This is a genomic window from Nitratireductor sp. J20-h4, assembly GCF_056780505.1.
This window is the reverse complement of record NZ_CM165557.1, coordinates 4037679-4058724: the sequence shown is the minus strand read 5'-3', so window position 1 is coordinate 4058724 and position 21046 is coordinate 4037679. Positions and strand designations below refer to the sequence as shown.

The 21046-nt window shown below is 63.2% G+C and carries 22 protein-coding genes, 1 tRNA gene and 1 pseudogene; 11 read left to right on the top strand and 13 right to left on the bottom strand.

All coding sequences use genetic code 11. The annotated features are described in order from the left end of the window. Window positions 1-7: 7 nt before the first annotated feature. From bfr to ACT2B0_RS19595, 7 genes are all read right to left on the bottom strand, one after another. Window positions 8-493: a bacterioferritin gene (gene bfr / locus ACT2B0_RS19625; RefSeq protein ID WP_473459954.1), complete on the bottom strand. Its 486-nt coding sequence runs from the start codon at window positions 491-493 to the stop codon at window positions 8-10. Next, window positions 459-770, bottom strand: coding sequence for a (2Fe-2S)-binding protein (locus ACT2B0_RS19620; protein WP_348488321.1), 312 nt, complete (start codon window positions 768-770; stop codon window positions 459-461). The genes bfr and ACT2B0_RS19620 overlap by 35 nt, the downstream gene beginning before the upstream one ends. Before the next feature lie 70 nt (window positions 771-840). Beyond that, window positions 841-2118 carry an imelysin family protein gene (locus ACT2B0_RS19615; RefSeq protein WP_473459953.1) on the bottom strand — a complete coding sequence of 426 codons (1278 nt, stop codon included), beginning with the start codon at window positions 2116-2118 and terminating at the stop codon, window positions 841-843. Between the two features lie 321 nt (window positions 2119-2439). After that, on the bottom strand, window positions 2440-2919 hold the full coding sequence (locus ACT2B0_RS19610) for a MaoC family dehydratase (RefSeq protein WP_473459952.1): 480 nt from the start codon (window positions 2917-2919) through the stop codon (window positions 2440-2442). A 13-nt stretch (window positions 2920-2932) separates the two neighbouring features. Further along, entirely contained in the window at window positions 2933-4246 is a 1314-nt protein-coding gene (locus ACT2B0_RS19605; RefSeq protein WP_473459951.1) for an alpha-hydroxy-acid oxidizing protein, read from the bottom strand. Window positions 4247-4274: 28 nt separating this feature from the next. Then, window positions 4275-4706, bottom strand: a complete 432-nt coding sequence (locus ACT2B0_RS19600; protein WP_473459950.1) for a phasin family protein — start codon at window positions 4704-4706, stop codon at window positions 4275-4277. 71 nt (window positions 4707-4777) lie between these two features. Beyond that, entirely contained in the window at window positions 4778-6076 is a 1299-nt protein-coding gene (locus ACT2B0_RS19595; RefSeq protein WP_473459949.1) for a DUF445 domain-containing protein, read from the bottom strand. Between the two features lie 215 nt (window positions 6077-6291). On the opposite strand from ACT2B0_RS19595, the gene ACT2B0_RS19590 reads away from it, so the two are divergent. The 3 genes and pseudogenes from ACT2B0_RS19590 to ACT2B0_RS19580 all read left to right on the top strand — a co-directional run. Then, complete coding sequence (locus tag ACT2B0_RS19590) at window positions 6292-6756, top strand: phasin family protein (protein WP_473459948.1); 465 nt, start codon at window positions 6292-6294, stop codon at window positions 6754-6756. A 369-nt stretch (window positions 6757-7125) separates the two neighbouring features. After that, window positions 7126-7210: transfer RNA gene (locus ACT2B0_RS19585), tRNA-Leu, on the top strand. A gap of 14 nt (window positions 7211-7224) precedes the next feature. Further along, window positions 7225-7452: pseudogene (locus ACT2B0_RS19580) on the top strand (integrase core domain-containing protein); the annotation flags it as partial. A 130-nt stretch (window positions 7453-7582) separates the two neighbouring features. Here ACT2B0_RS19580 and ACT2B0_RS19575 read toward each other — a convergent pair. Genes ACT2B0_RS19575 through ACT2B0_RS19555 form a run of 5 tightly spaced genes read right to left on the bottom strand, consistent with a single transcriptional unit; the run spans window position 7583 to window position 11628 of the window. Continuing rightward, window positions 7583-8320, bottom strand: coding sequence for an ABC transporter permease (locus ACT2B0_RS19575; RefSeq protein ID WP_348488315.1), 738 nt, complete (start codon window positions 8318-8320; stop codon window positions 7583-7585). Between the two features lie 4 nt (window positions 8321-8324). Next, on the bottom strand, window positions 8325-9320 hold the full coding sequence (locus ACT2B0_RS19570) for an ABC transporter substrate-binding protein (protein ID WP_481658425.1): 996 nt from the start codon (window positions 9318-9320) through the stop codon (window positions 8325-8327). Window positions 9321-9324: 4 nt separating this feature from the next. After that, window positions 9325-10128 (bottom strand): nucleoside phosphorylase, encoded by an 804-nt coding sequence (locus tag ACT2B0_RS19565; RefSeq protein WP_473459946.1) that lies wholly within the window; start codon window positions 10126-10128, stop codon window positions 9325-9327. Further along, window positions 10118-10885: an ABC transporter permease gene (locus ACT2B0_RS19560; protein WP_473459945.1), complete on the bottom strand. Its 768-nt coding sequence runs from the start codon at window positions 10883-10885 to the stop codon at window positions 10118-10120. Before ACT2B0_RS19560 ends, ACT2B0_RS19565 begins: the two co-directional genes overlap by 11 nt. Further along, on the bottom strand, window positions 10882-11628 hold the full coding sequence (locus ACT2B0_RS19555; RefSeq protein WP_348488324.1) for an ABC transporter ATP-binding protein: 747 nt from the start codon (window positions 11626-11628) through the stop codon (window positions 10882-10884). The genes ACT2B0_RS19560 and ACT2B0_RS19555 overlap by 4 nt, the downstream gene beginning before the upstream one ends. Window positions 11629-11991: 363 nt before the next feature. On the opposite strand from ACT2B0_RS19555, the gene ACT2B0_RS19550 reads away from it, so the two are divergent. After that, window positions 11992-12897, top strand: a complete 906-nt coding sequence (locus tag ACT2B0_RS19550; RefSeq protein ID WP_473459944.1) for a helix-turn-helix domain-containing protein — start codon at window positions 11992-11994, stop codon at window positions 12895-12897. A 25-nt stretch (window positions 12898-12922) separates the two neighbouring features. Here the strand turns inward: ACT2B0_RS19550 and ACT2B0_RS19545 are convergent, their stop codons facing one another. After that, complete coding sequence (locus tag ACT2B0_RS19545; protein WP_348506596.1) at window positions 12923-13831, bottom strand: helix-turn-helix domain-containing protein; 909 nt, start codon at window positions 13829-13831, stop codon at window positions 12923-12925. A gap of 205 nt (window positions 13832-14036) precedes the next feature. Between ACT2B0_RS19545 and ACT2B0_RS19540 the strand changes: the two genes are divergently transcribed. The 7 genes from ACT2B0_RS19540 to pyrC all read left to right on the top strand — a co-directional run bounded on the left by ACT2B0_RS19540 (window position 14037) and on the right by pyrC (window position 21030). Beyond that, window positions 14037-15047 (top strand): TRAP transporter substrate-binding protein, encoded by a 1011-nt coding sequence (locus ACT2B0_RS19540; RefSeq protein WP_348488308.1) that lies wholly within the window; start codon window positions 14037-14039, stop codon window positions 15045-15047. An 84-nt stretch (window positions 15048-15131) separates the two neighbouring features. Beyond that, window positions 15132-15635 carry a TRAP transporter small permease gene (locus tag ACT2B0_RS19535; RefSeq protein WP_348488307.1) on the top strand — a complete coding sequence of 168 codons (504 nt, stop codon included), beginning with the start codon at window positions 15132-15134 and terminating at the stop codon, window positions 15633-15635. Continuing rightward, a complete protein-coding gene (locus ACT2B0_RS19530; RefSeq protein WP_348488305.1) occupies window positions 15632-16918 on the top strand; it encodes a TRAP transporter large permease in 1287 nt (428 codons plus the stop codon). Before ACT2B0_RS19535 ends, ACT2B0_RS19530 begins: the two co-directional genes overlap by 4 nt. After that, on the top strand, window positions 16918-17766 hold the full coding sequence (locus ACT2B0_RS19525) for a dihydroorotate dehydrogenase electron transfer subunit (RefSeq protein ID WP_473459943.1): 849 nt from the start codon (window positions 16918-16920) through the stop codon (window positions 17764-17766). Before ACT2B0_RS19530 ends, ACT2B0_RS19525 begins: the two co-directional genes overlap by 1 nt. Next, a complete protein-coding gene (locus ACT2B0_RS19520; RefSeq protein ID WP_348488302.1) occupies window positions 17760-18704 on the top strand; it encodes a dihydroorotate dehydrogenase in 945 nt (314 codons plus the stop codon). Before ACT2B0_RS19525 ends, ACT2B0_RS19520 begins: the two co-directional genes overlap by 7 nt. Beyond that, window positions 18701-19984 (top strand): Zn-dependent hydrolase, encoded by a 1284-nt coding sequence (locus tag ACT2B0_RS19515; RefSeq protein WP_473459942.1) that lies wholly within the window; start codon window positions 18701-18703, stop codon window positions 19982-19984. The genes ACT2B0_RS19520 and ACT2B0_RS19515 overlap by 4 nt, the downstream gene beginning before the upstream one ends. Next, on the top strand, window positions 19981-21030 hold the full coding sequence (gene pyrC, locus ACT2B0_RS19510) for a dihydroorotase (RefSeq protein WP_473459941.1): 1050 nt from the start codon (window positions 19981-19983) through the stop codon (window positions 21028-21030). Before ACT2B0_RS19515 ends, pyrC begins: the two co-directional genes overlap by 4 nt. Window positions 21031-21046: the final 16 nt, after the last annotated feature.

Genomic DNA, 21046 nt, shown 5'->3' with positions numbered 1-21046 from the left:
CATGATCCTATTCCTCCTTGTCGGCGGACGCCGCGTTGAGCAGGCCATAATTCTTCTCGCCGATCGTGTTCAGCAGTTCGAGCTGGGTTTCGAGGAAGTCGATATGGCCCTCCTCGTCGGCAAGCAGTTCCTCAAACAGCGCCATCGACACGTAGTCGCCGTGCTCGTGGCAGATGTCGCGCGACGTCTTGTAGGAACTGCGCGCCTCGTGTTCGCCTTCCAGATCGGCTTCCAGCACTTCCCGGACGTTCTGGCCGATCTTGAGCGGCGACACCGACTGCAGGTTGGGATGGCCCTCGAGGAAAATGATGCGTTCCACCAGCTTGTCGGCGTGGTGCATCTCCTCGATCGATTCCTCGCGCTCCTTCTGCGCGAGCTTGGCGTAACCCCAATCCTGGAGAAGCCGGTAGTGCAGCCAATACTGGTTGACTGCGCCGAGTTCCAGAAACAGCGCCTCGTTAAGCCGCTCGATGACTTGTTTTTCGCCCTTCATGGCGCCTGCTCCCAAATTGACCACGTAGTCCGCGGACGCGGTCGAGATGTGAAAGTATATCCGGCTCGGCCGCGGCCGAACGGGCGTGATACGCCTCGGTGACCCGGATGATCGTTTCCACCACATTTGGAAAACAGCCGCAACAGCGGCCGCGTTTGGCCATGGCGTGATAGACTTTCGCCGGCACGATCAGCTGCCAGGGATCGGCGTCCAGCAGGCCGGTGATCGTGTCCTCGATTTCCCTCTGCGTGATCAGATTGCAGTGACAAACCAGCATGGTCGTTCATCCAAGGCTCGCGGCGCGATGGCCGCTGGCTTATTCTAGCACATTCGGCGTCCCGTGCCGCTCACTGAAACACCGCCTCGGGATCGTCGAGACTGTCGGAGCCCTCGAACCCGATCGCGTCGAGTTCGAGCCCGGCGACGACCCGTTCGATGGATCGTGTCTGGTCGATGAGCGCATCGATCGCGGTCTGCACCAGGGCGTTGCCGGCGGTGTTTCCTTCGCCGATCAACTGGTCGTAGGCCTCGCCGGCCTCCGCCTTTTCCGCGATCGCCTGCATGGTGCCGACGGTCGTGTCGAGCTTGGCCGTCAGCTCCGCGTCCAGGGCCGCATCGCTCTCGCGCACCAGCGCCGACAGCGACGGGCCTTCCACCACCGAGCCGTCGATCCGCGCGTAGCGGCCGGCATAGACGTTGCGAATGCCGACGGCGTCGTAAAGATGCGAGATGTGGGTGTTGTCGGAGAAGCAGTCATGCTCCTCCTCGGGGTCGTGCAGCAGCAGTCCGAGCTTCATGCGCTCGCCGGCCAGTTCGCCGTAGGACAGCGAGCCGATCCCGGTCAGCATCGCAGCCAGCCCGGCTTCCGGCGAGCCTTCGGCCAGCGCCCGGCGCGCCGCGCCGTCCCCGGCCCAGTTGGCGACCATTTCCTCCAGGTCGGAAACCAGCAGATCGGCGGCGGCGGCCAGATAAAGCGCCCGGCGCTCGCAATTGCCGCCGGTGCAGTTCTGCAGATCGTAATCGGTGTGGGCGCGCGCGCCGGCGCCCGGCCCGGTGCCGTTCAGATCCTGCCCCCACAGCAGGAACTCGATCGCGTGATAGCCGGTGGCGACGTTGGCCTCGATCTCGCCGGCTTCGTGCAGCGTGCCGGACAGGAATTCCGGCGTGATGTCGGACGCGTCGACCTCACTGCCATTGATCATCAGGGTCGTGTTGGCAACCACGTTGGCGGTGTAGAGCCCGTTATCGTCGGACTCCACGCCGTAGCCCGCATCGACGTAATCGATCAGCCCCTCATCGAGCGGCCAGGCATTTACGCGCCCTTCCCAGGCGTCGACGATCGGGTTGCCGAACCGGTAGGCTTCGCTTTGCTGGTAGGGAATGCGGGCTGCCCGCCAGGCCGCTTTCGCCGCCGCCATGGTTTCGGCCGAGGGCGCGGCAATCAGCGCGTCGACGGCCTCGTCGAGGCGCATGGCGGTCGACAGCGCGTCCTCGTAGGTGGCGTGCGCGATGTCGGCATAGGTGTTCAGCACGGCGCGTGCGTCGGTTGCGGCCATGGACTGACCCGTCAGGGTCGTTGCGATCAGCGCCGTCGTCGCGGTTACGATAAAAAAAGTGTTCGGCAAGGCTCTGTCCTTCGGCTCGAACTGCAGCGCAAAACCGCATGGGGCCGGTTGGAGCCTGGCTGTCGGAGACAGGCGGCCCGGGCGACAACAGCGCACTGGCCATCGCGGCGGGTCCGATCGCCTCCAAACGGCCGGGTTCAAGGCCCGACAGTCAAAAGTCGCTTCAGCTTTCGGGCGAAGACATGACTCCCAGCAATCCGGATGTCAAACGGATTCGCATTAAAAAGGATGAAAAATCAATAGTTTAGAACAATTCTAAACTGACTTGACAGTGACAGTCATGTTTTATGGCTTCACAGCGCGTCGGTCGATCCGCGCGCATCACGCGGCGTCCGGCGCGGCCACCAGCAGCGCCAGCGTGTCGGCGATCAGCGCGGCCTGTTCCTCGCCTTCGATCTCCACCACGTTGTGGCATTTCATCAGGTAGCGGCGCTCGCCCTTGCTTTCGAACGAGATCAACCTGGAGCGCATGCGTATGTTCGCGCCGGCCCGTACCGGCGCCAGGAAGCGCACCCTGTCGAGCCCGTAATTGACCGCCGCCACCGTGCCGTCCGGCATGGCGCCGATCTCGTAGCTCATCGCCGCGACCAGCGAGAGCGTCAGGTAGCCATGCGCGACCGGCGCCTTGTAAGGGCTTTCGCGCTGTGCCCGTTCGACATCGATATGGATCCACTGCCGGTCGCGCGTGGTCTCGGCAAACTGATCGATCATCGATTGGTCGACGCAAATCCACGACGACACGCCGAGCTCGGTGCCGGCCATGCGCGTCAACTCCTCGAAGCCTGGCTTTTGTCCCGCCATCACGCCCCTGTCCTCATACCTGGTCTTTTCCTCCGTCTATCGGTTCGGTGCGGCCCGGCGGCCCGTCCGCGGCAAGACAGCCGGGCCCGAGGGCCGCGATGCCGTCGAGGCCGCACAGCGCCAGCGTCAGATCGAGCTCGGCCAGGATGTTGCCGATCACCTCGCGAACCCCGGTCTCGCCCGCAAGCGCCAGGCCGTAGACATAGGGCCGGCCCAAAAACACCGCCCGCGCGCCGAGCGCAAGCGCCTTGGCGACGTCGGCGCCGGTGCGGATGCCTGAATCGAACAGCACCGGCATGTCTCCCGCCGCTGCCACCGCGCCGGGCAGGGCGTCGAGCGTTGCCGTCTCGCCATCGACCTGCCGGCCGCCATGATTGGACACCACGATGCCGTCGACGCCGTGTTCGCGCGCCAGCCTGGCATCGTCGGCGTGGCGAACGCCTTTCAGGACGATCGGCAGGCTGGTCATGGTGCGCAGGCGCGCAATGTCGGTCCAGTTGAGGTCGGGCCGGGAATAGGTCGCGGTGAAATAGGCGGCGGCGGCGCGCATTTTGGCCATGGAAAGCCCGAATTCGCGCCCCTTGCGATGCAGGCCGTAGGCGGTGGCAAGCAGTTTCGCGCCGCGCGGCCGGATGCCTGTCTCGGGCGGCCTGGCCGGGATTTTTGAGCGGAAGACGGGATCGGAGAGATATTGCGCCAGTCCCATGCCGCGCAGAAACGGCAGGTAGCCGAGATCGAGATCGCGCGGCCGCCAGCCCAGAAGCGTGGTGTCGAGCGTGACCACAATCGCCTCGCAGCCGGCTTTCTCTGCGCGGGCCAGCAGCGAGCGCACGAACGCGTCGTCGCGCGACCAGTAGAGCTGAAACCATCGCGGCGCGGTCCCCATCGCGGCCGCGCAGTCCTCCATCGCGACCGAGGCCTGGTTGGAAAACACCAGACCGATGTCTTCGGCCGCGGCCGCGCGCGCCACGGCGAGATCGGCCTGGCGGTGAACCAGTTCAAGAACCCCGATCGGCGCCAGAAGCAATGGCGCGCGGTGGCGGCGCCCGAAGAGATCGACGCCAAGGTCGCGCGCCGAGACGTCGCGCAGCACGCGGGGCACGAAACGATGGCGCTCGAACGCGGCGCGGTTGGCCGCCATAGAGGCTTCGAGGCCGGCGCCGCCGATCACGTAGGCGGCGGCTTCCGGCGTCATCGCGTTTGCCGCCCGCGCCTCCAGCCGTGCCGCCGAAACCGGAACGGTTGGGCGCGCGCCGCCGGCGCCGGTGACATAAACCTCCATCTGGCGCCGACGCCCGGGAGCCGCAGCGCCGCTGTCGTGCGTCATGAACCTTTGCGCGCCGGCACCGCTGCGATCATGTCCGCGACCCGCTGTCGTTGCGCATGTCGGCCATCGCCTCGCGAATCCGCTCGCGCAGGATCTCGACCGATTGGCTGGAGGATTTGCGCATCACCTCGCCGATCTCGCTGGCATTGCGGACGGCGGTCTCGAAGGAGCGCCGGGCGAAATCGGCCTGTTTGGCGAGCAGGTCCTGCGGGGTTCCCGGGCCCTGGAAGCTGCGCGCCATCTCGCTGGCCTCGCGCAGTGTCTCCTCCAGGGCGGCGCGCTGCTTGCCAAAAACGTCGCCGGCTCCGGCGGCTGCCGTTCTGGTCGCCTTTTCGAACGCTTCCAGGTTCTTGCGATGGTGCTCGATCACCCGTTCGATATCCATGTTCGGCATTTTCAGGTCTTCGCCGAATTTCGCGAACAGATCGATGATCGAATCCGAGTGCGGTTTCTTCGCCATGAATTCCTCCCATCTCCAACAGGGCGACGGCGTTTCCGTCGGCTTTCAGATTAGGCGATGTGCCCGCGCCGTCAATTGCCGAACACCAGCACCTGGCCGAGATGCAGCAACAGGCCGGCCAGGCCGCCGACGATCATGCCGTTGAATCGGATATATTGCAGGTCGCGGCCGATATTGAGCTCGACCAGCCGTGTCAGCTGGGCCAGGTCCCAACGCTTGACCTGGTCGGCGATGAAGGCCGAAACGCCGCTTTTCTGCGTCTCGACGAATCCCGCCAGCATGGTCACGAACCCCTGGTTCATGTCGGCGCGGATGGCGTCGTCCTGGGCGAGCTGGCGCCCGATATCGGTCAAAAGCCGGGTCAGATGCCGGCGGGTGGCGGAATCGTCCGCGCCGGCATCCGCAAGCAGGAAGCGACGCAGGCCGGCCCACAGATCGGCGGCAAGGCTTCGCAGCTCGGGTCGCGCCAGCACTTCGCGCTTCAGCCGCTCCGCCTGGGCGGCATAGGCCGGCGAGGTGGCGAGCTGGGCGACGAAATCGGCGGCGAAACGGTCGAATTCGTGCCGCAGCTTGTGGTCGGGGTCGGCGCGGACCTCGTCGAGCAGCGTTCCGGCGGCGGCGACGATCTTGTGCAGCAGATAGGCGTCGGCGCGGAAATAGCGGGCCAGCGTCGGCAGTTCGGCGCGGATCTTGTCGCGCAGCGCGGCGAGCGCGGCCTCGTCGTTCAGGAACCGGCCGAGCGCGGTGATCAGTTCGTCGAACAGTTTCTGATGACGCCGGTCGGCGACGAAGGCCGACAGCAGCCCGGCGGCCAGCGGCGCGAATTCGACCGCTTCGATCCGTTCGCGCGCCCGCCTGGCGAGAAAACGCGGCAGGCCGGAACCTTCCAGCGCGTCCAGGGTCTGCGGCACCATGCGGGTCATGAACCGTGCCAGCCCGTCCGCCCGTCCGCGATCGGCGAGCCAGTCGGCCACATGCGCGGCGAAGTCGACCGCGCCGAGCCTGGCGCGCACCGGCGCCGGCGCCAAAAAATTCGCCTCGATGAAGCCGCCGAGATTGTCGGCGATGCGGGTCTGGTTGGCCGGTATGATCGCGGTGTGCGGGATCGGCAGGCCGAGCGGACGGCGGAACAGCGCCACCACCGCATACCAGTCGGCAATGCCGCCGATCGCGGCGGCTTCCGCGAAGGCGGCAAGCCAGACCAGACCCGGCGCATGCGGCTCCAAGAGGCGCGCGCCGACAAAAAGCGCGATGCACATCAACAGCGTCAGCGTCGCCGCACGCTTGATCCTTTTCAGCGCGCGTTCCTTTTCGGCGTCCCGGTCCGGCGCTGCGGCGGGGACGGGCTGGGGGGAGCGGGTCTCGGCCATCGACGATCCTTCGGCGGGCATGAGCGGCTTTATCCATATCGGTCTGCGCCGCCCGCATTGCCACCGCCGCCGGGACCGAAGACGAGTCTAACGGCGGAACCATATTGCAATGCACAAATAATGTTGCAGTGCACAATAGTCCTACCTATATGCCTGTCATGCCCCGGGCCTGAGGGACGGGGCGCCCATGGCTTTTGCAAAGAATGGAGACAGAAATGACCCGCAAGACCAACACGACCCAGACCACCGCCTATTTCGACCAGTTCCGCCAGGCTTTCGACGGGCTTTACGGCAAGATGGACGTTCCGGCCGCCGCGCGCGATTTCGCCCAGCGTGGCGCGGTTTCGGCCAGGGAGCGCGCCGAGCAGGCGCATCTTGGCGCCCGCGATGCCGTCGCCTCGGCTGAAAAGCTGACCGAGACCTTTGTCGGCCACTCCGTCAACGCCGCCCGCGACGTCGTCGAGGCCGGTTTCGCCAATCTCCAGCACGCGCTGACCACGGCCGAGAAACTGGCCGGCGCCAAGAGCGTCGGCGAGACCCTGGAAATCCAGGCCGAGTTCCTGCGCGAAAACGCCAGGGCCAATGTCGAGCGCGTCCGCGCCGCCGGCGAGGCTGCCGGCAAGGCGGCTTCCGACAGTGCCGCCCAGCTTCGCGCCGGCATTGCCAAGGTCGCCGCCTGAGATGCGAAGGCCGCGGCCCTTACGGGCCGCATTCGGCTCCGCGACGGACCGGCCCCGCTGCGCCGGCACGGCCGGTCCGCCAAAAAGATCCGACAGCTTCGGCCGAGCCCTGTCCTCGTCGTCATGCCTGCCACCGGCAAGGATGCGCTTGGCCGGGGCCAGGCAGAGAATTTGCCGGTGCGGCGCGCGCCGCTCGGCCTGACGGTCCACTGGCGGGCGGGCCGGCGCGCCAGGCTCCGTGCGGGTTTTGGGTCACGGCAAGCCACGCGCCGATCACGCCACCGGCCCGCCGCGACAAAATCCCCGCCGTGACACGCCGATATCCGATTGACACGGCTCGGCCGCCCGCATAAACGGGGCCGCACACCTGCCCAGGTGGCGGAATTGGTAGACGCGCACGGTTCAGGTCCGTGTGCCGCAAGGCGTGGAGGTTCGAGTCCTCTCCTGGGCACCAGCGTTCCTGCGCATAACGGCCGCTTCCGCTGGATGGACAATGTCTTCATCGAGCGGCTGTGGCGCAGCCTCAATTATGAGTGCGTCTTCCTCGGCGTCTTCGAGACCGGCGGCGAGGCCGGCAATGGCGCCGGCTCCTGGATCGACTACGACGACGAGCGACGTCCGCACTCGACCTTTGGCGGCAGGACGCCCGACGAGGTCTATGCCGCGGCGGAAATGACGGAGCAATTGGCGGCGTAAAATCCAACCCGATCCACCTTAAGCCCAGCCGCCAGACTGTCTCACCAGGCGCGACCACTCCAGACCGCGCAGTTGCCCGGCTTCCCGCAAAAGGCGTGCAGCTGCGTATGGCGACGTGGAGCGTCTCTGGTCACACATACCGCTTTTCCATGCGTCTGCGGCCATAGTCCAATAGCGCGAAAAAGACCCAGCCAAGTAACGACAGCAGTATCACCATAGCGATCACTGCGGCCGCGTCGGCGTTCTCCTGGCCGTTGGCGAGCAGGAATCCAATCCCCTTATTGGCGCCCATCAGTTCGCCGACAACGGCGGCGGTCATAGCAAGCGTCGTGGCGACGGTGGCACCCGCGAACAGTGTCGGGATCGCCGCGGGCAGTTCGATATGGCGAAAGCGCTGCCATGCGGTCAAGCGCAATACACCGGCCAGATCGGCGTACGACTTGTTCATGTAGACAATGCCGGAAAGCATTGCGGTCATGACCGGGAAGAATGTGACGATGGCGACCAGAACGATTTTCGGCGCCGCGCCAAGGCCGAGCCAGAGCAGCAGCAGCGGAGCGATCGCGATCTTGGGCGTCGTCTGCAAGAGCAGGATGAGCGGCGTGGAGAGGCGAAGCAGAACCGGCGAGCGCGAGAACAGAATAGCCGAGACGATACCGACGGCAGCGCCCAGAAGGAAACCACCGACGATTTCCGTCAACGTGACGTAGATGTGCCAGGCGAGCGCGGAGCGCTGAAAGTGGAAAACCAGGCTTTGAAAGACCGGCCAGGGGCCGGGCAGCAGATAGGCTGGAATGGCGAACAGCGGGACCGCCGCGCCCCAGAGCGCGACGATTCCGAACAGTCCGATGAGGTTTCGTTTCAGCACTAGGCTACTCGATCGATGAGGGGTCGACCACGAAGTCCGCTGCCTTCGGCGCGGCGTCGATCACCTTGTATTCGGCCAGAATGTCTGCGTTCATCTGCCATGCATCGAAGTCGGCAGCGCCCAGGCCCTTTTCCTTGGTCAGCGGGCTCTGCCAGACAGAGACGACGAATGTGTTTTCGAACGCGGTGGTGAGGGTGCCCATCTGGTCCGCCCAGGTCGGCGTGTATTTGTCCATGGAAATCTGGAGCGCCTCCTTTACATGACCATCGATGACCCACTCGTAGGATTTGGTTACGGCCGTTGTGAAGCGCTTTACCAGGTCCGGTTCTTCAGCCAGCTTGGCCGCGCTGGTGACGACTACGTTGCCGAAGGAAGGCAGGAAATCATTCGACAGGATCATGGTGACGTCGAACCCAGCCGCCTCAAGAGCGTATTTTCTGAGCTCGGAAAAAACGATGGCGTCGACATCGTCGCTCTGCAGCGTCTGCACTATGGCGCCGGAAGCGACAACCTCGACGGTGATGTCATCGATTGAAAGCCCCGCCTTGGCGAGACCGACCTGCAGTTGGAGATAGTTCGGGCTTCCCAGCGACGTGACCGCGACCTTCTTGCCCTTCAGATCGGCATAGGTCCGGATTCCGCTTTGCTTCTTGGCGAGAAGGGCGCCGATGCCGCGCTGGTAGGTGGTGTGAACCACCTTGATAGGAAGGCCATTGGCCGCGGCAGCCACAACGGCGTCACCATTCGGGAACCCGAAGTCGACATTGCCGGCGGCGATATTGGTCAGGATGTCGGAAGCGCCTGCGTAAAGGAATTCGACCTCGATATTCTGGTCCGCGAAAAACCCGTTTTCGACACCAGCGTATAGCGGTGCGTAGAACGGCACCACATTGCCGTCGATCTGGAAGACGACCTTGTCCTGCGCGCCGGCAACCGAGGCGCCTAGAAGGGGAACCACAAGGCCAATTGCAGCAGCGAGTTTCCTTAGCTTGTCATGCATATTCCTATTCCTTCTCCTTCGGGGTTTCTGATTGAGCCCGGATCAGCGCGTCTCCCGCGATGTGCAAAAGATTGCGTTGCGTGGGCTCGTAGTCGACGAGCCAATCATCGGTGGCACGGTTGCCGTGAACGCCGAGAAGGCATGCCGCCTTCAGGCCGATTCTCTGGCTCACGGAAAGAATGACCTGGCTTTCCATGTCGATGCCGACGGCGCCGCGTTTGCGGAAGCTCTCCAGGTAACTGGTCTCAAGGGCGGCTGCGGCTGCAAAAGGACGATCCTGGCCGAGATAGTAGCTGTCGCTCGTCGCCACCTTGCCGGGCCGAACCACAAGCCCCTTGGCTCGCGCGGTGTCGAGGAGGGCGGCGCACAGGCCGGGATCAGAACTGAGTTCGTCAGCAGCGGCTGTCGAATAGAGCGGCGCGACCCCAGACATGCCGATTGCCTTGTCCGCAACCACATACGAACCGGTCGGAATGTCGTCGACCAGAGCCGACATGCCTCCGATGCGGATGACACGCCTTGCGCCAAGCATCGCGAGCTCAACAAGTGCAATTTCGGTGGAAGGCCCGCCAATGCCGCTGGAGCAGATGGTAAGCGGGTGACCTTTGTGGCGCCCGCTCACAACCGCGAATTCACGACGGCGTCCGAAATCGGTCACGCTGTCGAGCATGGTCGCCAGAAGCGCCACGCGATCGGGATCGCCCGGAATGAGCACGTCCGCGCAGACATCGCCCGGTCCGCATGGCAGATGCGGCGGACGACCGTCCGTGAACGGATGCAGCGCGGTGGGGACGGTTCTACGGTTCATCGGGAGCGTTCCACGACAGGAACCGGGCTTCGGTCTCATTGAGGACGGCATGCATCGCCATGCCGATGAGCGCGGTCAGCAACACGGCGCCAAAGAGCATCGGCGTTTTGTAGGTCGCTGTTGCGAAGGTCATCATGTAGCCGAGACCCTGCGCACCAGACATCCACTCGGCCAGGATCGCCCCGACGAGAGCCTGGATCGCGCCAATTTTCACGCCGACGAATATGCCGGGAAGCGACGCCGGCAGATCGATGTTCACCAGGCGCTGAAGCGGCGAAAGATGAAGAAGGTCAGCCAGGTCGTGCAGCCTGCTGTCGATCGCCCGCAGGCCCGCGAGCGCGCCGGCGAAGACTGGGAAGAAGACGAGGCTGACGATAAGGACGATCTTGGCCGTCAGCCCGAGCCCGAACCAGATGATGATGAGCGGCGCCAGGGCGATCTTCGGGGCCGTCTGCAGAACGACCAGCGGACCCTCGAGGACCTCGGCGAGACCGGAAATCTTGAACAGCAGATAGGCAAGCGCGACCCCGAGGACCGCCCCGATGACCAGGCCGAGCACGATGTTTTTAACCGTGAAGGCAACATGCGGTAGGAGCTGCCCGTCCTGCAGGAGATCCCAAAGCGTCGCGACGACCGATTGCGGGGAAGGCAGCAGATAGTGCGGCATGGCCATCGGGCCGCTCGCATACCACCAGGCAAAAGCCAGGAGCAGGAGCGCGGCGGCGTATTCGAGGCTCGCCCGGAGACGGCCGTTCATGCGGTCATCTCCCGCATCATGTTGCGGAGCTCCGAAACAAGATCCAGATATTCCGCGGACCGCCTTGTATGCTCGTCCCGCGGCAGCGGCAGGTCGACCTCGATGGTCTTTTTCAGGCGGCCGGGACGCGGGCTCATGACCATCACCTTGGTGCCGAGATATGCCGCTTCATCGACCGAGTGGGTCACAAGAAGAATGGTCTTTCCGGTCTGCTGCCAGATCCGGCTTAGCTCGTCATTCAGCGTTTCCCTGGTCAGTAGATCAACGGCGGAAAACGGCTCGTCCATCAACAGAATAGGCGGATCGTCGGCCAGGGCGCGGGCGATAGCGGCCCGCTGTTTCATCCCGCCCGAAAGCTGCCTGGGCAGGGCGTTTTCAAACCCCTCCAGGCCGATAAGCTTGATGAGCTCGCGGACCTTCTCGTCGCTCTGGCTGCGCGGGACGCCCGACGTATCCAGCGGAAAGCGGATGTTTTCTGCAACCGTCTTCCAGGGCAGCAGAACGGCATCCTGGAACACAAATCCAACCGGGCGTTTGAGATCGGCGGTCCCGAGAGCGATATTGCCGGATGTCGGCTCTTCCAGGCCGGCAATGATGCGCAGCAAGGTGGATTTGCCACAGCCTGAGGGCCCGATAATCGACACCAGTTCGCCTTCGGCAATTTCAAGGCTGAAAGGCTCCAGCGCAACAACAGTGCCTTCCTTGCCGCCAAAGGTCTTTGCGATTTGCTGGACCGTGATCACTTCGGGCCTTTCGGGCGTCAATCAAAAGCGTGGCCTGGGACACTGGCGTAGCTGCAGCGTGACGCAAGGCTACGTCCGCGCAATTATCGATGTCAAGAAAAATCCCAATATTGAGATTTTCATACATTGATGCGCAATATTGGGAATGGCTTACGGGCTGCAGGTGGGTCGGTTCAGACTTTGGGTTCGGCTGGCCGACGCAGCGAAAATTGCCACGGATCCATCGCCGACACCTCCTGCGAGCACCCTCGTTTCCATGAATTGAGATTCATTTCACCGATACGAATGTGCGCATCTGTTTTCTACAACTTGTGAATTTGTGTGGACAGTCATACTTCTGAGAAAAAAGCCTCTGTGAGAACAATGACGTCGCAATACGAAACCGCACTGCATGTTGGCGAGCGCCTGCGCTCATTTCGCCTCGGCAAAGGCCTTCTTCCGGAAGACGTGGCATCGGGAACCGGCCTGTCGCGAGCAGCGATCTACAGATATGAGGCGGGCCAGCCAATCCGGGTGGATGCGCTTGGGAAAATCGCTGATTTCCTCGACATTTCCGTGGCCTCGCTCTTCGGGGTCGGATCGGAGTTCATTTCAACGGCAGCGGGCTTCTATGAGCGCGTGCGTCAGCTTGAGGGTATGGCGGACCAGATCAGCGTCCTGTTCGGGCCGATTTCGTATCTGCTGACAACGGAGAGCTTCGATGCGCTTCTGCCGGAGATTCTGATGGAAAGCGTGCCTGAGCTCGCGGTCAATCGCCAGAATCTAGGAAGCCAGATCGATGAGATCATCGAGCTGTTGCTGGCCCGCAAGGCGGGTTACCTCAGCCGCCGCCCCAACATCGTCAGTCTCGTGTCGGCGGCCGAGCTGGAACAGGTGCTGCGGCTCGGATTTGTCGGCCGGCACGGCATCAACGGCGCCGAGCTGAAGAGACGGCGCGCAGCGGCTTTGACCGAGATTGAAAACATCCTTCGGCTGCTTACCGAACAGCCCATGGGAGTGCAGATCGGCCTTGTCGAGGATTCGCTGCCCGGCGCAAGTTTCCAAATCCTGCGAACGGGCTCCGCGGCGCAGGTTGCGGTAAGCCCCTTCCGGCTCGGTCTTTATGCCAACATTCGCGTCGGCGTTGCCACCATCACGGCAGCACAGGATTCGGTGAAGCTGCATCAGGAAGTCACGGCGCAACTCTGGCAGAACAGCCTGAAGGGAAAAGAAGCGGCTGACCGGGTGCGCTCCATCCTGGCGAACTCGGCCGACGAAATCAGGGCTTGAAGCTTCACAGGATTTTTCGGCTGCTTCACGTCCTGATCGCGTATTTCTTGATCATGGCTTCCAGATAGGACGCCGCTTCGCCCCCTTTCAGTGCCTCTCCCCATAAGCGTTCTGCGATGCCTTCATGAAGGTCCATCGCTTCGGGGGCCGAGGTGATGAGCGCCACGCCCAACCGGATATTCGGCTGCTCGCCAAGGCGAAAAGGGCTGATTGCCAGCATCGACCTGTCCGCCTGACGGAATATCTGGAAGCTGGTTGCCGGCACCGGCTCGCGAACAATGCCGATCTGAATTCCGATCGGCTGGCTCCGCAGCATGGAAAGGATGAATTCGGCCTCCGCACGTGCGTGCCTGCGGCGGAAATCGACGATATCGGCAGGCAGGTCGAGGCGGCCGATCAGGCCATGCAGGAGAAACCGCTCCAGATCGGCCGATGCGATAAGGCTGACGATCAGCGGCCGGTTCGCGTTGAATGCCTTTTTCCGGGCCCGAAGTATCTCCAGCAGCCCGTCGACTGCTTTGGCCGACGTGCCTTCGGCCTCGATTCCCTCGGGCACGGATTCACGCAGCACCTCCCGCAGAACGGCATCGTAATTGTCCGAGGTCAGCAGATACGAGACCGGACTGAACAGCCCGATGATCTGCTGACAGTGCTCCTCGAGCTGCCGCATGCGCTCGAAGAAGGCGATCGCCGTGCTGACATACTCGACACCGACGCCCATGAGGCTGGCCAGCGAAACGCCAAGTTCGTCGGCGATGCTAGTGAGCATATCGATCTTGCGAATCTCGCCCTTTTCCGCACGATAGAGAGCAGCGCGAGAAATGCCGAGCTTTCCAGCCAACTCGTCCGGCGTAAGTTCCTTGCCAAGGCGATAAGCGCGCAATCGGGCTCCAATGTCCTTGAAACGAACAGAATCCCCGAACGGTTCTTTCATCCGAAACGACCTCAGCTGCATTGATCACCGTTATCGAACCGCATTTGGCCGATTGTCAAATTCGATTCCCGAAAACATGCCTGAAGCTTATTAAATAGACAAATTGCCGGTTTGTCTCATTTTTTAAAAAATGATTGACAGGCTTTCCGGTGGTCCATACGCTCCAACATGCAGCAATCCAATAAGCAGACGAGAGGTGGAACCCGTGAAACAATTGCTTCGCAGCCTGGCCCTTTCTTCGGTCATCATTGCAACGAGCGCGGTCGGCGCCCGGGCGGCGGACTTCGTCGCCAAGATCGGCCATCTGGAATCGACCCAGCAGTCGCGCCATATCCATCTTGAAAAGGTGGCTGCGCTGGTTGCGGAACGCACCAACGGCGCCGTCGAGTTTCAGATATTCCCGCAGGGCCAGCTTGGCCAGCAGCGTGAAATGACCGAGGGCGTTCAGCTCGGCACGCTGGAGGCAACCGTTGCTCCCGCGGCATTCCTGGGCGGCTTCAACCCAGCCATCTCCATTCTCGACATCCCCTTCCTCCTCCCGGAGGACGACACGAAGGCGCAGGACCTGAGGGCCGGAGCATTCGGACAGGCGCTTTGCGACTCGTTCGATAGTCGCGGCGTCGAATGCCTGATGCTCTGGCCCAACGGCAAAAAGAACTTCACATCCAACAAGCCGCTGACCGGCATGGGCGACTTCGCCGGCCAGACGTTTCGTGTGATGGATTCCAACATTCTGATCGAGCAATACAAATCTCTCGGCGCATCGGCTATCGCGCTGCCCTTCGGCGAGCTTTACACCTCGCTGCAAACCGGCGTTGTCGACGCGCAGGAGAACCCGCTCGACACCATCCGCGCGATGAAGTTCTACGAAGTGCAGAAATATCTGGTTGTTTCCAACCACGGCGCGATGGAAGACGTGATCCTCTTCAACCCGGCTTTCTGGCAAAGCCTGCCGGCCGAGCATCAAACAGTGATCACCGACGCTTTTGCCGAGGTCATCCCCGATCTGATCGCTCATAAGGCCGCGGCGGTGGCCGCCTCGTTGGATGAGATCAAGGCAGCGGGCCTCGATGTGCGTGAACTCACCGCCGAGGAGAAGGTCTCCTTCCGCGAGACCATGTATCCGGCGACGCGCGCTGCATATGTGGAGCGCGCTGGCGACGAGGGCGCCACGCTGATCGACCTTTACGAAAAGGAATACGCGGCGACCAAATAGGGTTGCGCTGTCGCGGCGCGCGGGCGGCCGGCAGAATGGCCGCTTGCGCGCCTCGTCATTTGGTTCGGGAAAAGGGGGAGAATAGTGCAACGTTCGCTGTCGGTATTGCGCCTGGTGGAACGCTCGCTGCTTGTCGCGTTGTTTCTCGCGATGGTCGGCCTCTACTTCACCAATGTCGTCGTGCGCGCCTCCGGCTCCAGCCTAGCATCCGAGCTGGCCTGGATCGAAGAGGCGGTTCGCTTGATGAACGTCTACCTGGTTTTCCTGGCCTTGGGCCTCGCGCTTGAATATGGACGGCACGTCGCCGTTGATTCCTGGCGCGCCAGCATCGCCCGCGCGCTCGGCCTGCCGCTGCGCAGAATTCTCGACGCGGTCGGCTTCGTCTTCGCGCTCTACCTGGCCTGGCTGGGTTTGAAGATGACAGGCTTCGTGTTCGGCACCGGCCAGCGCAGCCCCACTCTTGGCCTGCCGATGGGCTGGCTCTACGTGGCGCCGACGATTGGTTTCGCGCTTCTGGCGCTGCGCTATCTGCTTAGCCTGACGGGCATGATCGGTCGCTACCCGCGGACAGAAGCGAGCGACGCATGATCCTCCTGTTCACAGTCATTGCCACGGCCGTACTGATGCTCGTGTGCGGATTCGAGATGTTCCTCGTTCTCGGCGTTCCGGCGATCATGACCAAGCAGTTCTTCTACGGCTCGTTGCCCGACCCCGTTATCGTCCAGAAAGTCGTCGGCGGCATCAATCACTCGACATTGCTGGCGATCCCTTTCTTCATTCTCGCGGCGGAGTTGATGGGCGATGGCCAGATTGCCCGCCGCCTCACCGGATTGGTGCAGTCGCTGGTCGGCCACCGCAAGGGCGGCATCGGCTATACTGTGATCGGCGGTTCGATGGCTTTCGGCTCGGTCTCCGGCTCGGCGCCTGCGACCGTGGCGGCCATGGGGCGCATGGTCTATCCCGAAATGCGCGCCGCCGGCTTCCGTGACAGGTTCTCGCTGGGTCTCATCGCTTCGAGCGCCGAGACCGCGCTGCTGGTCCCGCCTTCGATTACGCTCATCATTTATGGCTGGATGACCGGCGCGTCGGTAGCACGGCTGTTCGTTGCCGGCATTGCGGCAGGCCTGGTGCTTGGTCTGGTTTTCGCCGTTTTGGTGGCCGTCGAGGCGCGACGCAGCGGCGTGAGCGCCGGCCCCCGGACCAGCTGGTCCGAGCGCGTCGCCGCGATCCGCCATGCCGGCTGGGCGCTCGGCATGCCGCTGATCATCCTGGGAGGCATCTACACCGGCTTCTTCACCCCCACGGAAGCAGCGGCCGCGAGCGTCGTTTACGCGATTCTCGTCGAAGGCGCGGTCTTCAGGTCTCTCACCTTCAAGAAGCTTTTCGAGATCACCGAACGTGCGGCGATTTCGACCGCCATCATCTTCATTCTGCTCGCTCTGGGTGGCCTGCTCTCCTACTTCATCACCCTCGCACAGGTGCCGAACCAGATCCTGGCCTTCCTGACCGCGGTTGAAGCCGGCCCGGTGATCTTCCTGCTCGTCGTCAACGTCGCCTTTCTCATCGCAGGCATGTTCATCGATCCCAATTCGGCCCTGCTGATCCTGGTGCCGCCTCTCTACCCGGTAGCGACCGCATTCGGCATCGATCCGATCCATTTCGGCATGATCGTGACGCTGAACATTTCGGTCGGCATGATCACGCCGCCCTTCGGGCTCGACCTGTTCGTGACCTCGTCCACGCTTGGCAAACCGGTAATGACCATTATTTCGGGGATCTGGCCCTTCGTGATCGCAAACCTCCTGGCGCTGGCGGTAATCACATATGTACCGCCGATCTCGACCTTCCTGCCAAACCTGGTGTTCGGCTGATGGGCAAGGTCTTGGCTCCTCCTCTCTCGGGCGCCCGCATGCCCGCCACCGATGTTTTCGAGCGCGACCTCGCCGTGGTCTCGAACGATCCGGCCAACGGCGAGTACATGCGGCTTGCGCTCAGGGCCCCCGCCGAACTGCTAAGGCGTTGCCGCGCCGGCCAGTTCTTCCATCTGCTTTGCCCACTGATCGGCGGCGAAACGCCATATCTGCGCCGGCCCATGAGCATCTACGGATTCTTCCCCGAACGGGGCGAACTGCACTTCCTTTACAAGGTGGCGGGCGCCGGCACGCGCGCGCTTTTCAATCTCGGCCCGGGCGATGCGCTCAATGTGCTTGGTCCGCTTGGCGTGGGCTTCCGCATCGAGGACGACTGGCATCATCTGCTGCTCGTCGCGCGCGGCGTTGGGCTGGCGACGCTGGCGCCTTTGGCGCTTGAGGCCCGCAACCGCGGTCGCCGGCTGACAGCGATCTGCAGCGCCAGACACGCCGACGTCCTGATGTCGATCGACTATTTCCGCGACATGGGCGCCGACATCGTAACCGTGACCGATGCCGAACGTACCTCTTCCATGGAACATGTGGAGGGCGTCATCGAGGCGCTCATCCAGAAGTCGGGTGTCGATGCCTTCTACACCTGCGGGTCGAACCGCATGCTCATGCTCCTACAAAAACTCGGCAAGCGGCACGGCATACCGGGGGAGATCGCACTTGAGCAGCAAATGGCCTGCGGGCTGGGTATGTGCCACTGCTGCGTACGCCCCTTCATGCAGGATGGACAGCGCGTTCAGCTGCGCGTCTGCCGCGAAGGTCCTGTCTTTGACATTCAGGAGGCGATGCCATGGTAGACATGTCAGTCGACATCGCCGGCCTGCGGCTCAAAAACCCGGTCATGCCCGCCTCCGGGACCTTCTCCGAGGAACTGGCCGAGGTCTTTGACATCGAGTGCCTGGGTGCTCATGTCACGAAAACGATCACCCGCGACCTGCGCAGCGGCAACCCGACGCCGCGCGTCTGCGAGGTCGATGGCTCGATGCTGAACTCGATAGGCATCCCGAGCAAGGGCGTTCGCTATTTCATCGAAAACACAGCACCGTTCTACAGCGCCTACGATACGCCGCTGGTCGTCAGCATATCCGGCAACACCGCCGACGAATTCGAAGCGCTTTGCGCCGAGGTTTCAATCGACGGTGTCGCCGCAATCGAAGTGAATGTCTCCTGTCCGAACATCGAGGAAGACGGCAAGGCGTTCGCCATCAGGCCGTCCTCGACCTATGAGGTGATGAGCAGGCTTCGCAAGGCAACGCGCCTGCCGCTGTGGGCGAAGCTCACTCCCAATACCGGCGAGACGCCCGAGGTTGCGCGCGCGGCCGAGGAAGGCGGCGCGGACGCTCTCGTCGTTGCCAACACCCTTCTGGCGATGGCGATCGACACCCGCACCCGCCGCCCCAAGCTCGGTAATCTCATGGGCGGGCTCTCCGGTCCCTCATTGAAACCGATCGCGCTTCGCATGGCGTATCAATGCGCGAGGGCAACACGCATCCCTGTTATCGGCTGCGGAGGCATTTCCACCGCCGACGACGTGCTTGAGTTCCTGATAGCGGGGGCGTCTGCCGTGCAAGTCGGCACGGCCACTTTCATCAATCCGACCGCGATGGTGTCCATCATAGCCGAACTGGAGCGGCGGCTCGCACTCGAAGGCATTGCCTCGGTTCGCGAAATCATCGGCACCGTGATAGACGACGAGCAGAAGTCGGGCATCGTCTTCATGGAAGCGGCGCCATGACCTTGCCCCGGCCCCTGCCGCGGGACACCGGCGCCGCCGACATCCGCATCGCCGGCACGCTTTTCGACGAGATTGCCGCGCGCACGGCCGACGTCGAGGGTGTCAGCCGCCCGGCATTCTCGGACATTGAAACAAAGACCCTTGCCCTGCTGGTCGACTTCGCCCGGGCGCACGGATTGGAAGCCTGGCACGACGCGGGCGGCAACGCGAACTTCTGCCTGCCTGGGTTCCGCGATGCCGATCGGTTCACCATCGTGGGCTCGCACGTAGATAGCGTTCCATTCGGCGGAAATTTTGATGGCCTGGCCGGTGTCGTGGCCGGCCTGGTCTGTCTCGTTCGTGCTTCAGCCAAGGGAGCGGCAAGGATCAAACCGCTGCATGTCCTGGCGATGCGCGGCGAGGAAAGCGCCTGGTTCGGCCCTTGCTACATTGGCTCCAAGGCACTTACCGGCAGGCTGACTGCGTACGAGCTTGCCGCGCGCCACAAAGGCGATGGCCGTTCGCTGGACGAGCACATGGCCGAAATCGGCGTTTCGATGGACAACGTCCGGGCTGGCGAGCCGCTAATCGATCTGTCGAGGATCGAAGCCTATCTCGAGCTTCACATCGAACAAGGGCCGCTGCTGATCGGCAAGAACATACCGGCCGCGATCGTGTCGGGCATACGCGGCAATATTCGCCATCGTTCGATACGCTGCCTGGGAGAAGCCGGCCACTCCGGCGCAGTGCCGCGCGCGTTCCGGCGCGACCCGGTGCTTGCCATGGCAGATCTTCTGGTCAGGCTCGATGAGAGCTGGTCGACCATTCTGCAAAAGGGTGATGACCTTGTGCTGACAAGCGGCGTCGTCGGCACCGACCCGCACCGCCACGCGATGTCTCGCATTCCGGACGAGGTCATGTTCAGTCTGGACATCCGCAGCCAAAGCGCCGCGACGCTGGAGAGGATGCGCGCACTCATCGCCGCCGAAATGCGGCAGGTCGAGCGGGATCGCAAAGTACGCTTCGAGCTTGACGAGGAACTCTATTCGCAGCCGGCCCTGTGCGATCCATCGCTTGTCGCCGGGCTGAAAGCGGCGATGGAGAGAACCGGACAGGCGCCCTTTGTCATGCCGAGTGGCGGCGGCCACGATGCTGCGGTATTCGGCGCCGCTGGCGTTCCCTCCGCGATGGTGTTCGTGCGCAACCAGAACGGCTCGCATAACCCGAAGGAAGCGATGGACCTGCGTGATTTCATTGCAGCCGTCGACATTCTCGACGCGTTCATCAAGGCGCCGGCATGACCTCGATCGCCATACGCCGCCCGAACGACTGCCATCTGCATTTGCGCGATGGTGCGATGCTGGAGGCGGTGCTGCCTTACAGCTCGGCCAATTTTGCCCGCGCCATCATCATGCCAAATCTGGCGCCGCCGGTGGTAACGGTGACGGATGCGCTGGCCTATCGCCAGCGGATCATGGCCGCACTGCCCGAAGGCCACGACTTCACGCCCCTGATGACGCTCTATCTGACCGAGAGGACCGATCCGGCCGATGTCGCCGCAGGTTTCGCGGACGGGGTGATCACCGCGGTGAAGCTCTACCCCGCGGGAGCCACCACCAATTCGCAGTCCGGGGTGCGCGACATCACAAAGGCGATGCCGGTCCTGGAGAAGATGGCCGAGATCGGCATGCCGCTCTGCGTCCATGGCGAAGTGACCGATCCCGAGGTCGACATCTTCGACCGCGAGGCGGTGTTCATCGAGCGTGTGCTCGATCCCCTCCGCAGGCACCTGCCGGGCCTGCATGTGGTGATGGAGCATGTGACGACCTCGAACGGCGTCGACTATGTCCGCAGCCAGGACAAGAGCCTGGCGGCGACCATCACCACGCATCACCTCATCATCAACCGGAACGCGATCCTCGTCGGTGGTATCAGGCCGCATTATTACTGCCTGCCCGTAGCCAAGCGCGAAAGTCATCGGCTGGCGCTGCGTGAGGCGGCCACCTCGGGCGATGCCCGGTTCTTCCTCGGCACCGACTCCGCCCCGCACCTCGACCCGCTGAAGGAAAACGCCTGCGGCTGCGCCGGCATCTTCACCGCGATCCACACCATGCCGCTTCTTGCGCATGTGTTCGAGGCGCAAGGCGCACTCGACAAGCTCGAGGCCTTCGCCTCGCTCAACGGTCCCGCCTTCTATCGCCTGCCGCCCAACGACACCCGCATGACGCTGACGAGACACGACGCACCCGTCACCTTCCCGGCAAAGATCGACACCGCCGAGGGAGCCGTCACCGTCTTCGACCCAGGTTTCGACGTGCATTGGGAAATGCAAGCCGAACCTGCCTAGGCCAGATCGAACTGGC

Coding starts and splice junctions, on each gene's coding strand:
- ACT2B0_RS19565 (WP_473459946.1), bottom strand. CDS start 10,128: ATGAACCGTAGAACCGTCCCCACCGCGCTGCATCCGTTCACGGACGGT.
- ACT2B0_RS19590 (WP_473459948.1), top strand. CDS start 6,292: ATGACCCGCAAGACCAACACGACCCAGACCACCGCCTATTTCGACCAG.
- ACT2B0_RS19610 (WP_473459952.1), bottom strand. CDS start 2,919: ATGGCGGGACAAAAGCCAGGCTTCGAGGAGTTGACGCGCATGGCCGGC.
- ACT2B0_RS19545 (WP_348506596.1), bottom strand. CDS start 13,831: ATGAAAGAACCGTTCGGGGATTCTGTTCGTTTCAAGGACATTGGAGCC.
- ACT2B0_RS19560 (WP_473459945.1), bottom strand. CDS start 10,885: ATGAACGGCCGTCTCCGGGCGAGCCTCGAATACGCCGCCGCGCTCCTG.
- ACT2B0_RS19600 (WP_473459950.1), bottom strand. CDS start 4,706: ATGGCGAAGAAACCGCACTCGGATTCGATCATCGATCTGTTCGCGAAA.
- pyrC (WP_473459941.1), top strand. CDS start 19,981: ATGACCTCGATCGCCATACGCCGCCCGAACGACTGCCATCTGCATTTG.
- ACT2B0_RS19530 (WP_348488305.1), top strand. CDS start 15,632: ATGATCCTCCTGTTCACAGTCATTGCCACGGCCGTACTGATGCTCGTG.
- ACT2B0_RS19550 (WP_473459944.1), top strand. CDS start 11,992: ATGACGTCGCAATACGAAACCGCACTGCATGTTGGCGAGCGCCTGCGC.
- ACT2B0_RS19620 (WP_348488321.1), bottom strand. CDS start 770: ATGCTGGTTTGTCACTGCAATCTGATCACGCAGAGGGAAATCGAGGAC.
- ACT2B0_RS19595 (WP_473459949.1), bottom strand. CDS start 6,076: ATGGCCGAGACCCGCTCCCCCCAGCCCGTCCCCGCCGCAGCGCCGGAC.
- ACT2B0_RS19570 (WP_481658425.1), bottom strand. CDS start 9,320: ATGCATGACAAGCTAAGGAAACTCGCTGCTGCAATTGGCCTTGTGGTT.
- ACT2B0_RS19525 (WP_473459943.1), top strand. CDS start 16,918: ATGGGCAAGGTCTTGGCTCCTCCTCTCTCGGGCGCCCGCATGCCCGCC.
- ACT2B0_RS19520 (WP_348488302.1), top strand. CDS start 17,760: ATGGTAGACATGTCAGTCGACATCGCCGGCCTGCGGCTCAAAAACCCG.
- ACT2B0_RS19515 (WP_473459942.1), top strand. CDS start 18,701: ATGACCTTGCCCCGGCCCCTGCCGCGGGACACCGGCGCCGCCGACATC.
- bfr (WP_473459954.1), bottom strand. CDS start 493: ATGAAGGGCGAAAAACAAGTCATCGAGCGGCTTAACGAGGCGCTGTTT.
- ACT2B0_RS19605 (WP_473459951.1), bottom strand. CDS start 4,246: ATGACGCACGACAGCGGCGCTGCGGCTCCCGGGCGTCGGCGCCAGATG.